This is a genomic window from Aequorivita capsosiphonis DSM 23843 (assembly GCF_000429125.1).
Classification (GTDB): domain Bacteria; phylum Bacteroidota; class Bacteroidia; order Flavobacteriales; family Flavobacteriaceae; genus Aequorivita; species Aequorivita capsosiphonis.
The window spans coordinates 336,460-349,448 of sequence record NZ_AUBG01000001.1; the positions used below are offsets into that span (position 1 = coordinate 336,460).

The following is a 12,989-nucleotide window of genomic DNA, read 5'->3' on the forward strand; positions in this document are numbered from 1 at the left end:
TAATGCAGAAAGATTTAAGAATAGTGTTTATGGGAACTCCCGATTTTGCAGTAGGGGTTTTAAAAAAAATTGTCGAATCCGGTAAAAATGTTGTTGGGGTCATAACCGCACCAGACCGACCAGCAGGTCGCGGCAGAAAGTTGATGGGATCAGCAGTTAAGGAATATGCACTATCACAAAACCTAACGATACTTCAGCCGCTTAACTTAAAAGACAAAAATTTTCTAAAGGATTTAAAAGAATTAAACCCCAATCTTCAAGTGGTTGTTGCTTTTAGAATGCTTCCAAAAGTTGTTTGGCAAATGCCCGAATATGGCACTTTTAATCTTCACGCGTCGCTTCTTCCACAATATAGAGGGGCGGCACCTATAAACTGGGCTATTATTAATGGGGAAGAAAAAACTGGGGTTACGACTTTCTTTATCGATGAAAAAATCGATACCGGTGAAATTATCGCAAACAGAGAAATACAGATTGAAAAATATGAAAATGCAGAAACGCTTCACGATAAATTGATGAAAGCAGGAAGCCAATTAGTCTTGAGCACACTTGAACTAATAGAAAAAGGAACCGCTACTCCAAAACCGCAACAAAAGAACAGTGATTTACGAGACGCACCGAAACTTACTCCCGAAAACACGCGGATAGATTGGCAAAAACCAGGAGCAGATATTGAAGCATTTATTAGAGGACTTTCCCCCTACCCCGTTGCTTGGTCCATTTTGATTAATGAAAATAAAGAGTTAAAGGCTAAAATTTACAATGCGGTCTTTGAAAAAGCAGAACATACTTCTGAACTAGGAAAGATTGAGACAACTAAAAAAGAATTAATAATTGCTTGTCTGGATGGCTACATGCAAATAAAAGAAATACAACTTCCGGGAAAACGAAAAATGGAAGTTTCATCGCTATTAAACGGTTATTCATTCTCGGAAGATTCTAAACTATTGTAAACCCTTGCCAGCACTGATTCCGTTTGAAATAGCAAAAAATCATTCATAATTGTTAACAAACTGCCAAAGTTATTAACAATATAACGGATTTAGTGCGTGGTTACTTGGTTGGCCGGATAATCCTGCTAAATTTGTAGAGCAATTAATCGAAGTTTAACCAACAATTTAATTTAAAAAAAATTATGAACAAATCAGATTTAATCGATGCAATGGCAGCTGATGCCGGAATTACAAAAGCTGCTGCTAAGAAATCATTAGAATCTTTCTTAGGCAACGTAGAAAAATCCCTTAAAAAAGGAGATAGAGTATCACTTGTAGGTTTTGGATCTTGGTCAGTTTCTAAAAGAGCTGCTAGAGAAGGAAGAAATCCACAAACGGGTAAAACCATTCAAATCGCTGCAAAGAATGTAGTGAAGTTCAAAGCAGGTTCAGAATTACAGAGTAGCGTAAATTAATTTGTAAATTATTTTACAAATCAAATAGTCCTTCTTACCATTAAATTGGATAGAGGGACTTTTTTAGTTAATTGATATTGAGTTATTTATAATTATGCAATAATTTTACACTTTTACTCGATTAAATTTAAACTACACATACATTTACTAAGTTTTTGGTAATCTAGAAATAAATACTTAGATTTAAATTATCAAAACCAATTTATGACAACCTTAAAACCAGCCAAAGGTCTTTTATTGGTTGCTGAACCCTCCATTATTGGGGATGTTTCATTTAACCGATCTGTAGTACTTCTGGCGGAATATAACCAAAGTGGCTCAGTAGGATTTATCCTTAACAAGCCCTTGCATTATAAGCTGAGAGATTTTGTTCCTGAGATAAATTCGAAACTTCCGGTCTATAATGGAGGGCCTGTGGAACAAGATAATCTTTATTTTATCCATTGCATCCCAGATATTATTCCAGACAGCATAGAAATATCGAACGGTATTTATTGGGGTGGTGATTTTAGTGCAATTATCGATTTATTGAAAAATGATCAATTGAAAAAAGATCAGATAAGATTTTTCTTGGGATATTCAGGTTGGGAAGGCGATCAGTTGGAACATGAGCTTGATTTAAACAGTTGGGTTGTCGCACCCAATACTTATAACGACACTATCATTGGCAAGAGCAATATTAACTTCTGGAAAGAAAAAATGATTGAATTTGGAGGGGACTATCTTTTATGGTCTAACGCTCCAGAGAATCCATCTTTCAATTAACCCATCCTCGCTTTTAAATTCAACTTGGGCAATAATTCTTTTGCTAAAGTATTTTCATATTCCTTTTTGCGATATTTTGTTATAGAGACAATTCCCTGAATCACGTTCGTTATAAAGAGTTCATCTGCTTTCTGTAGTTCGAAGGGGGAAATTGAAGCCTCTTCCAATGTATAGTCCGGTATTCTTTTTAAAATTGAAATCACTTGTTTACGTAAAATCCCGTTGAGACATCCATCAGTTAAAGGTGGCGTTTTAATTTTGTTACCCGCAACTAAAAATAAATTTCCATTAAGCGCTTCTATCACTTGCTTATTTTGATTCAACAGCAAACAGTTTTGATAGTCATTCTCTTTCGCATAAATCCCGCCAACTATATTTATAAGCTTATTTGTTGTCTTTAGTGTAGAAATCAAACTAGTGGTGATATAGTGGTCCTTAAAAAGCTCAACTTCATAGTTCCCTTCACTTAAAAGATAAAACGGAGTGCTAAGTTCTTCAACAGAAATAACATATTCTACCTCGTTTGTTTCAGGTGTATATTTTCCTCCGGACTTTCTCCAAACCAATACTTTGGCTCTTACTGCGGTACCTTCAAATGAATTAAAACTAAGAGTCTTCAAAATTTCTTCTTCAAGAAATTCCATGGTAAAATTCATGGGAATTTCCATTCGTAGAATTCGCATGGAAGCCATTAGGCGAAAATAATGGTCTTCCCAAAAGTAAATTTTATCGCCCGAAATACGCAGCGTCTCAAAGACTGCGTCGCCATAATTGAGACCTCTATTATCAGTCAAAATAGTTGTATCCACTTTCTGCGCTAATCTTCCGTTTAAGTTTATCATAAAAAAACCGCCCTTTTTTTAAGGCGGTTCAAAGATATTATTTTTATTAGATATTTAAGACGATCCTAAGATCTGCTTTAGGTTGGAAACCATATTTTCCCACAACATTTTCCCTTCATCCACCTCGTCTTCTTCGGCAAAATCTGTAATCATCAATGAGACATCCTTGGTAATTTCATCTACTTGAATGCGAAGTTCAAAAAAGAAATCCTCCCCTTCATCTTCTATCCATCTAAATTTAATTCGCTCTGGGCTCTTCTTACTCAACAACTTGGCCTTTTCTTCACTTTCGGACCAAATAAAGTTGTAGAACTCCCCACGGGAATTTACGTTGTCTGCATACCACTCAGATAATCCTGAAGGCGTTGATATATACTGATATAACAATGAAGGGGAAACCTGAATAGGGAATTCCATTTCATATTTAATTTTATTTTCCATAGCATTTCATTAGTTGATGCCCAATATATATATATTAATCTTAAACTCAAATTAAAGATTGAAAATTTTTCAATTTATGTCCGCGAATAATTTTTATAATTATTTCGTGAAAAAGAGAACTTAAAATTTGCGTCAGATAATTTTGTTTTTATCTTTGCACCCGCCTAGACAAAATGCCGCTATAGGTATAGGTTCAAATATGGCGAGGTAGCTCAGCTGGTTAGAGCGTCGGATTCATAACCCGGAGGTCGCGAGTTCAAGTCTCGCTCTCGCTACTTGATAATCAGACAGTTACATTCATTTGTAGCTGTCTTTTTTATGTTAGGTACAACATAGGTAAAACATTAACATTTTTTAACGTTTTAAATACTCAAACGTCCCTAATCCAGTACAAAATTAACTATATGTTTTCCTAGCAATCTCTTTTTCAAGAACTACAACGGAATCCCATAGTCTTTGTCTCTTTGATCATACTTTCGCAAATTATCTTGCTGGCCAGAATTTGGCCTAGTGACTTCCTCTTTTATTTTGATGCCTTTCTCGACAAATTTACTGGCTGCTGTCTTCCAGTTTTTTATTTTAAGCCCTCTGCTAAGCCCCCAATCTCTGGCTTCGTAATATGCATAGAATTTTTTTCCTTCCATAGCAGGCCAATTATTTTCTTTAAAAAAATTTAAAACAACCAGTTCATTTTTTGGCCTTGCCAGTTTATTTAAGTTTTCTATTGTTTTATGTTTATAATAAGGTACCAGATTTTGGCCTGGTTCTGGAACGCTGTTGGCCAATTTTTGACCATCTGAACTAAAAAAAATGGACATCTGAACTTTTGAACCTTTTGCCGGATGATAAGAGGGGCAGTATCGTAAATAGTTCCAATCATTGAGGTCTTTGAGATAACTGTGATAGGTTGTTTTTGATTTGAATTTTGCCTTTTCCATAATCCATTCCCTATTTATGGTTATCGTCTTTTTAAAAAATTCCCGGTTCCACTTCTGAAAGAATGCCAGATATAAAGTAATATGACCTTGTTTGATCCTGTGGTCTTTATTGAAACGGTCAAACGCTTCGTTGAGCTGGATGATGTAGTTTACTTTTTCCATTGCTCATTATCATTGGTTTTCGTATATTTTTTTTCTACAATCAATTTTTTCTTGGGCGGTTCGGTTTGCTCGAAAAGCGCTTGCATCATCGCCACGGTTGGTTTGGTCTGTGACTTTTCAATATCTTTCATAATAGCGATCATTCCGTTCATTCGCTTTTTTATCAGAACGGAAATTCTGTTTTCCAGCGTTTCCATTCGAGGACCTAAACGCTCTGTTGGGGAAATTCCGTTTTCATTAAAAAAGTCTATCATTAAAAGCAATGTCATCGATTGAGATTTAGAGAGCATTTTACAAAATTTTCTAAATTCAATAGCCACAGACCTCTTTATCTTCAAAGTCTCAAATTCTTCTTTTTCATATCCTTTATCCATAGCTTTTAGTAAAAAAAATACCTGTTTACGGCGGTTGACAAATGTTTTTAGTAAAAAATAGCATTAATAGTCAAACTCTGGAAAAATAAAAAATTATGTAAACCCCTATAAATGCTGAGTTTATAGTGAAAATCGAATAACCGTAACGTCGCGTAGCGCGTTACCCTCTTGCTATTCGATTCCTTCATTTCATTTCAGGATCTTCATACTTTTTAACCAAGGCTGAAAAGCTATTTGAGATACTTTTAACACCGTTATTTTTTTAGTAATAAAGTGAAGATAATTATTTACAAACAACTGGCAATCATTTAAATAAACTAATTTTTATATTCATTTTGGATGGTTTTATTTGATGGAATTTAGTATACTTTTTCCTTTTAAAATCACATACTTATTATATCTTGAGCGTTTTCCTTTTTATTTAATGTGAAATTCTATGTTGCCTTGTAATTATCGATTTTATTTTTGGTAAAATGATACAGATTAAGGTTCTATCCAATTTCATTCACTTACTTCCCATAGCGCTCTCGCCGTTACCTTTTCGGTAACTGTAACAAAAATTCTGAACGAGTAAGGACTTATAAATAAGGAGGGACGACTGGTTTATGCAGTTCGTCTCGGGCATAATTTTAAACTTTGTGTAGAAAAAGGTTGGGGTGATCTTTTTGCTGAGCGAACGCAGTCACTTTTTCTGCGACTGGGTTCAAGATAATGTAGTGAACCGCTTTTCCCGGAATGAAGCCCTTCGCGAAATGTAGAGGAATGGGGTGGAACGTTGTTGATATTAGTAAACAAATTATTTCATGAAGCGATCAATGATGTCATTCGGCTCATATTTAAGCATATTTTGAGCTGATTTGATTACTCAATTTAACTCATAATTCTTACAATTAATTCCCGAATCTTAATGAAGTAATAGGGTTGAAGATGACATAACGAACTTATATCTTAGTAAGAACTAATTACAAACATTAATTCGAGAGTCGTTTTGTTTAGAATTCCTTCTTGTATAAAATGATTAAATCTCTGTAAGCTTTTATAATTACTTCTTTTTGAGAATTTAATTCTGAAGCAGCTTTATCCATACGTTTGTGGCAATCAGTCCAAGTTTCACTCGGGTAAGGTTCCTTCATTATAAAATATCTTTCGCTTTGAAGAGCATCGATTCTTAATTCTTCTGTAATTGTAACACCACTTTGCTCTAAATCAAATATCGATGGACTTGAGCCTATATTATTTGGAACGTTAATATGAGCGTAACACATGCTTGTAAATGAATCTAATTCTTTTACCAATTCTTGCATTTTTTCATTTAAATTTTCGTTTATGAAATGATTCATGGAATCTTTGTAAAAGTTGATTAATTCTAACCATCTACTGTGCATGTAATTATTATAATACAAGTTTGTAACAACAGTATTTAAATTATCTATTATTCGCTGTTCTGAGAGGATTTCATCAATTTTATTAAAAATAACTCTGTCCTTCTGTTTTAACTCGTCTAAATTTTGCCTTTCCAATATACTGTCATAATCCTCTATAATTGTTCTTATACCAAACTCTAAAGTATTTACTATAACTGTTTTATAATTACCATCCTTTTTGTTGAAACTAGTAATTCTGTGGGCTCTAATGTCAAATGGCAACATTTCATTTGTCCCAAACTCAGTATTATTAACACAAATAATTCTTTCCCAACCAAGACAATTAATTGCATAGCCCAATTCAACTAGTACATTTGGATTTGAAGTAATTCTTCTTTTAAGTTTACGGTTTAAATATGAATTATTTATTAAACTCACATCACATATGAAAATATCACACTGAGAAATTTTATCAAATATTGTTTGTGCAATTTGAGGGCTTCCACTTCTATTTCTTGTATCTCTATCAAAGTTTATTTCTAAAGAGATATCCTCTGATGATTTTCTTTTAATAATCTTTATAGCCTTCTCAATTGAGCTCGAAATGAAATTGCTACTCTTTCTTTTATCAGATTGCCAAGAATAAAATACGGAATAGTGCTTACTCATTTAGTGATAATTTTATATTCATATTATGAAAAAAGACCAATTTCAGGATTAGTTAATGTTCCAATTAGCATTCCTCTATCTAAAAATTTATTCATATTGCAACAACTTGTTTCTGGTAATAAACAACAAGAATGACAAGCACCTAAATTAACTCCCATAAAACCCTTCCCACTGGTATTGTCTAAGCATAACGGGTCTGAACTACACCAAGATGCTTTTCCAATAGCTTTTTCAAATACATTACTTAAAAATGTGGGTTCTCCTTTTTCTACTAATCCACCGAGTGTCCCTTCAGAATCAGAAGTACTTGTGTATATTAATATTCCATTCATATTAGGTTCTTCATTATTTCCAGAATAGATAATTTCCGATAAAGAAGAACTACCGTACCCGCATTCTATAGATAGCTCATTTATTAAAATATGACTTAATGTATGGAGTAATACATACCGAGCAGTTAATACCTCATCAGGCTCTAAACCATAAGATGCTCTATAATTATCATTGTTTTCTTGAATGATTTTGAATCTTTTCTTTACTTCAGTTTTATTTTCCCACTCATTAAGAATCAAATCATTAAATTTAATAAAAATCCCTTCCCCTCTAACTTCTGTACAGGGTAATGTATTGGTTGACAATTCACTTCTAGGGTCCTGAATTCTTTCTAATTCTGCTTTACGTCTACCTGTTACTTTTTCTGGGCTATCAAAAATTAAATCTTCAAACATTAGCGGTTTAATTCTTGTAAACCCTCTGAAAATTTTTAATTCTTTTATTTTATCAAGTAATACTACATTCTCTATTAGATTAGACAAGCCTAATTTATAATTAGCACCATTCATAATTCTTGAATCATACCATTCATTTTTTTTGGATATTACGTTCTCGTTCAAAAAACAATCGAATTCTTGCTTTCTGAGTTGTTGAGTTGTGAATTGGACTTTTTCTTCATTCGAGCTTAGAAAATACTTTTCAGCATAATCTATAGCCTCATCAATATCATATGGAAGGTCGTGAAATCGTTTGTTAAAAGTCCTTTTTAATAAAAAAATATATTCTTCTACATCTTGTTTATTATCAATGAAATCTTCCCAGCTATCAATAGCTTTTTTAAATCTTAAAACGAAATCTTCTGGAAGATTTGGAGAGTAACCATTCTTGGGAAGACTTATACCCTTATATACTATTGGGAAATAAAGATTTCCAGCACCTCTAAGAAGCGTTCGAGGATATTTCGCTAATTGCCTTTTTTTCTCTTCATCACTATCTTCGATGGAATAAGGTGGGTAGTTAAGATTTTCAATTTTAAAATTTCTAAAATTTTTAATCCCTTTGCCGGAAGTTGAAGTAATTTTAGAATTTCGGCCATACCAAGGCTTTGGCAACCTATTCTTCGCATAAATCATATAATCTTCATGCGGTTCTTTTAAGCTAACAAATGTATCTTCTTGGTCAAATATTCTTTCCAAAGTTACAGAACCAAGAATTTCATCCGTCTTCCTATGTCTACTTTCCAGACTTATATTTTTTAATGTTGCTGAACTCCCAGAGCTTTTCAGGTAGAGCTTGTTTCCTTTTCCAATTTCATCATATAACTTAAGTCTTGTGTGAATATACCAATCAAATGGAAAATCATCAAGATGACCGCCTTCGGTTGCAATAATAAACCTTACAGGTATGAGTTTTCTACTGTTAAAATTTGGAGAATCAAAACCAGTAAAAGTCTCATCCACATTTTTACCAGCCCGATTTCTTCTATCCACATAATTTTCTTCATTTTGCTCTAATTCTCTGACATCAAATAATTGTCCTGTAGCTGGACATTGTAAAATTGAAGGAAAACGAATTGATTGAACCTTGGCCTTATTAACAGAATCTGACGTAGGGGCACTAACAAAGCATTCTACATTAAAAGCAATTGCAAGTCTATCATCTTCTATTCTGTTTGCTGGAAATTCGAAATCTTCTCCCCAATAAACTGCATTATTATAGTGCCCATCTCCGCCTATTATTCCTTTTTGGGGTATATCATGAGATAAAATTAATACAGATAATTCAGGAAAATCGGCTATAGCTCCCGGACCATAGGTATGTATTGTTTGTGATGTTCTTATTTCCTGTTCCATTAATCTATGTAGCTTTTAATTTTTATTTTGGCTGAAGTATCAACATCTCTCAGTGATGTCATCGCAAATAACATTTTACCTCTTGTCATATGATGGTCACGATATTTTGCATCAAGAAAAAGTCTATTAGTCAAATTTTCTTCTGATAAAGAATTATTCATTATGTCCCTAAATTCAGTGAAATTTACAGAACCTAAATTTCTCCATCGCTCTTTAAGCTCATCAAATAATGTTTCAATTTCATTGACTTTTTTAATTGATAATTTTTCGTTTTTGATATTTAAAACCGTGGTGATATTCATATATCTTTCAATTAATTTTTGCTTAATCTGATTGAAACTTAGTTCTGCCTTTGAGTCAAAATAAGCATTAGTTTCCTCTTTGAAATACATTCCCCTCATTAAAGCAATGACGACTGAGTCTAAGGTCTTTTCAAGAGCTGGCAAAGAAAATGGTGTAACACTTGTAGCTTCTACGTATTTGTAATACGCTTGATGATAATCCTTGAAATTTTCGTAATGTGACCTATCACGATTTTTAGCTTGATTATATAATGTTAGTACAATTCCTGGGGATTGTCTTCCAACCCGTGAACTTGCTTGAATATATTCAGCTGATGTTTTAGGCTGACCTGATATGGACATAACATTAAGTCGAGGTATATCTACGCCAACTGCTATCATATTTGTAGCTAGAGCAACTTTAACAGGGTCATTCTCGTCTCGGCTCTTACTCTTTATTGATTTTTCAAAAATAGGATAGCATTTGTCATAGACAACATCTAATTTATCTTCTTCGTAAGGATAGGGTCCTATTTTTTTATCATCTGATAAGTCTGCTATAACTTTAATAGTATCCCAGTGATCATTGAATATAGAAATCCATTTCCATTTATATTTAACTTCTTGCAAATCTTTTTCAGTATTTACACCTATTTCACTCAAGAACTTTACAACCCCATCACTCAAATCGGTATATTGCAAACGTGTATTTTCCAATCTATCTAAACCAATATTAATTTCATCGGAAGTCATTTGACTTGATAACTCAACAATTCTACTAGGATTATATTGTAGATGTATATTTTTAAAATGTTTACTTAAGAACTTTCTGTAGGCGTTCATATCGTCTTCTAATAGTGTCCGATATTTACCTAATTCTTTTACCGTATTAAAATAAGCGAGTAAAGTGTAATAATTGTCTAGCTCACTATTTTTAGCATTTCTCATTAAATTTACTCCTTCGTACAAGAGACTGTCAAGTCTTAGTTTGGCGGTAGTAGAAGTATTCCCACTTGCCATAATTCCTAAATAAAGTCTTCCGCTGTCATCCTCACTCTTTTTTCTGGAATAGAAAGAATCATCAATACGGACTCCAACAGGTGGAAATTGCGAATAATACTTTCTGTCATAGATTTTAATACATTGTTGCCTAGCATTTCTAACGGTTGCAGTTGCACCTATTATCTTGGGCTTTGAACCTTTGTGGTTGGTTAGTTCATCAATAGCAAACTCAAAGAGACTATAAATAGTTCCCAAGGAGGAACTAATAAGATGAAGTTCATCTTGAACAATTAATGATGGAGGTGGGCAAAATCTTGAAAAATCATCATTGAAATTAAATAAACGAAAAACTTCTTTTTTCCAAGATAGCTGAGCATATTTATCCACAGTTGAAAATAAAAGAGTTGGTCTATGTCTATAAACGTCCTCATCAACATAATATATTGGTAGTGAATAACTATCTATTTTTGGAGAATCTAGTTTATTTAATAAAAAATCTGCTTCTGAAAGATAAAAATGACATTTGGAATTTGTACAATGTGTTATAAATGGGTTATAGCTATCTTTATTATGAGTAAAAGGTTTTCTTTTTAATCTATTTCTTTTTTGATTATAGCCCCATTTTCCTTTAGTCTCTTGTTTCTTACCGTCATTAGAATGAATCTCTTTTACTAATTTATTTCCACAACATGGACAGTTAAATACTGGAGGGGCATAATCATGGGTGAAATTATCATTCCTGTTGTCAATATTTGTTCTATAAGCTTCGAGCAATTCATTATTTCCTGGAAACTCTCTAGTACCAGAGTGTTTGTTTGGGAAAAAAGAACCTCCTACCCATAAACCATTTGAGACTCTTTCCTTACCGTATAAATCAGGATTTTTATATCTAATAAGCTCACAAGCACAAATTAAAATGTTAGCTCTGTCAAACTGTTGCTTATTCAGCATACGAAGGGTATAACGCATCATTACGCTAACACCACTAACTTTAGTATCAGACTTAAGGCGTCCATAAAAAATAGTAAAAGATATCAGTCCTAAATAAGCTTCTGTTTTCCCACCTCCTGTAGGAAACCATAACAAATCAATAGTTTCTCTGTCATCAGATTTTTTATCAACGACACCTTCTATTTGAGATAAAATGAAAGCTAATTGAAAAGGTCTCCATTTAGCTAGAAACCTATTATTGGAAGGTTTCACTTTAGGTATGGATAGGTTCCCATTTTTCCATATTGAATTAGAAATTGAGTCATAAGGTATTTTTTTACAGTCTGGAAGGCAGTCATCTAACTCATCTGAATTCTCAGAAGGAAAGGTCCTTTTTTCTATTGTTCTATGTTTAGCAAAATCAGACATAACCCTTTGATTAAACATTGCCTTATTTGCATCTAGGAACGCTCTTAAAACATCTTCATCGTTCAAGAGCTCAATCCCTCTATTCATACGAGATAACAATTTGCGACACTTCTCAATAATGGATGATGAGGTTTTTAAATACTCTTTATTAAATACTTCTCCTTTAAGAGAATCTTCTTGCTCAGCAATCCATGTCTCATAGATTTTCGTGAAACTCCTAAGTCCACTTATTAAATCATTAGTTTTAAATGTAGGGTCTAAATCTGATAGGTTCTTCATGAACAATATATCATCAGAGCCTTCTAATTCGTGTGGATTAAAGTCTACACCATTAATTTTTTCCTTCGGAATGATTGAACTTTCAACTCTATGTACTAGGGTATCATCATAGATCCAATTACTCCCACATCCGTGACCTAAGCAATAATTTTTATAGTTTCTATATAAAAATTTGAGTTCTATTTCCTCTTCACTTAAAAACTCTAGTTTTGTGTTATCTGGGAAGGAAACAAATTCAATTGAAGAGTCTATAGTTATTTTTGGTTGAAATATGCAACCTTCTCTAGATTTAACTGAACCATCAATAACTTTTTTGTTATTTATTAATGATACAGTTATTATGGTTTGATTTTCTTTAAGCCCGTGTTGTTTTCGCTTTATAATTTTAATACACGAATTATTTTCTTCATTTAAAATACTCAATATATTTCCCTGACTACTAGTCTCCCAAGAATTTTCTGAATTAATCTCTCCAATAATCTTAAAATCAGAGACCCTAACATCCAATAAAATAGTAATTGGTTTCCGAGTATATTTGGAATCTGATTTCAATTTCATTTCATTTGTACTTGTGTAATATTTTCCAAAATCGACTTGTACTTTTAGTATCGATTTTTCATCTATTATCGAAGATATAGCTATTGAGGATGGGTAAAATTCAGTTGTTAATCTTAAATCTTCTTCTTTGTCATCTTCGATAACCTTTTTGTTTCTCCAGCTATTTGTCTCATTAGAATCATTAATTTCATCTTCTTTAATCCCACTCAACTCTCCATCAACTTCATTAGGAGTAAATAAAGAAGTTTCCTCTCTTGATTGGGGAAATAGAATTCCTGTAGAATACATATCTAGAGGTGAGAAAGATATATTTTCGTTTTTATCTGCTTCTCCGTTTTCGTCTAAATGAAAGGGACCTAAATAAGTTCTGTTAACCCATTCAGATATTTCATCTCGTATTTCTAAATTCGTTTTATTCATA

Annotated in this window: 9 protein-coding genes, 1 tRNA gene and 1 pseudogene; 4 read left to right on the forward strand and 7 right to left on the reverse strand. The window is 32.9% G+C overall.

Annotated features, from left to right (window positions below):
• Nucleotides 1-2: 2 nt before the first annotated feature.
• The 3 genes and pseudogenes from fmt to G440_RS0101760 all read left to right on the forward strand — a co-directional run bounded on the left by fmt (nt 3) and on the right by G440_RS0101760 (nt 2,173).
• Nucleotides 3-953, forward strand: a complete 951-nt coding sequence (fmt, locus tag G440_RS0101750) for a methionyl-tRNA formyltransferase (RefSeq protein ID WP_026449720.1) — start codon at nt 3-5, stop codon at nt 951-953.
• Between the two features lie 170 nt (nt 954-1,123).
• A pseudogene (locus G440_RS0101755) lies at nt 1,124-1,408 on the forward strand (HU family DNA-binding protein); the annotation flags it as partial.
• 204 nt (nt 1,409-1,612) lie between these two features.
• The gene (locus G440_RS0101760) at nt 1,613-2,173 is read left to right on the forward strand and encodes a YqgE/AlgH family protein (protein WP_026449722.1); all 561 of its coding nucleotides are present in this window, start codon (nt 1,613-1,615) and stop codon (nt 2,171-2,173) included.
• On the opposite strand, the gene G440_RS0101765 is transcribed toward G440_RS0101760, so the two are convergent.
• Nucleotides 2,170-3,015 carry an aminotransferase class IV gene (locus G440_RS0101765; protein ID WP_026449723.1) on the reverse strand — a complete coding sequence of 282 codons (846 nt, stop codon included), beginning with the start codon at nt 3,013-3,015 and terminating at the stop codon, nt 2,170-2,172. The genes G440_RS0101760 and G440_RS0101765 overlap by 4 nt on opposite strands.
• 54 nt (nt 3,016-3,069) lie before the next feature.
• Nucleotides 3,070-3,456 (reverse strand): START-like domain-containing protein, encoded by a 387-nt coding sequence (locus G440_RS0101770; RefSeq protein WP_026449724.1) that lies wholly within the window; start codon nt 3,454-3,456, stop codon nt 3,070-3,072.
• A 201-nt stretch (nt 3,457-3,657) separates the two neighbouring features.
• On the opposite strand from G440_RS0101770, the gene G440_RS0101775 reads away from it, so the two are divergent.
• A tRNA-Met gene (locus G440_RS0101775) sits at nt 3,658-3,731 on the forward strand.
• Between the two features lie 159 nt (nt 3,732-3,890).
• Here the strand turns inward: G440_RS0101775 and G440_RS19260 are convergent.
• From G440_RS19260 to G440_RS21390, 5 genes are all read right to left on the reverse strand, one after another.
• Complete coding sequence (locus G440_RS19260; protein ID WP_157417812.1) at nt 3,891-4,394, reverse strand: hypothetical protein; 504 nt, start codon at nt 4,392-4,394, stop codon at nt 3,891-3,893.
• A gap of 149 nt (nt 4,395-4,543) precedes the next feature.
• Entirely contained in the window at nt 4,544-4,930 is a 387-nt protein-coding gene (locus G440_RS0101785) for a BfmA/BtgA family mobilization protein (protein ID WP_026449725.1), read from the reverse strand.
• Nucleotides 4,931-5,922: 992 nt separating this feature from the next.
• Nucleotides 5,923-6,963, reverse strand: coding sequence for a hypothetical protein (locus G440_RS20520; RefSeq protein ID WP_026449726.1), 1,041 nt, complete (start codon nt 6,961-6,963; stop codon nt 5,923-5,925).
• A 23-nt stretch (nt 6,964-6,986) separates the two neighbouring features.
• Nucleotides 6,987-9,089: a DUF1998 domain-containing protein gene (gene drmB / locus G440_RS0101795; protein ID WP_026449727.1), complete on the reverse strand. Its 2,103-nt coding sequence runs from the start codon at nt 9,087-9,089 to the stop codon at nt 6,987-6,989.
• Nucleotides 9,089-12,988, reverse strand: a complete 3,900-nt coding sequence (locus G440_RS21390; RefSeq protein ID WP_026449728.1) for a helicase-related protein — start codon at nt 12,986-12,988, stop codon at nt 9,089-9,091. Before G440_RS21390 ends, drmB begins: the two co-directional genes overlap by 1 nt.
• Nucleotide 12,989 lies beyond the last annotated feature (1 nt).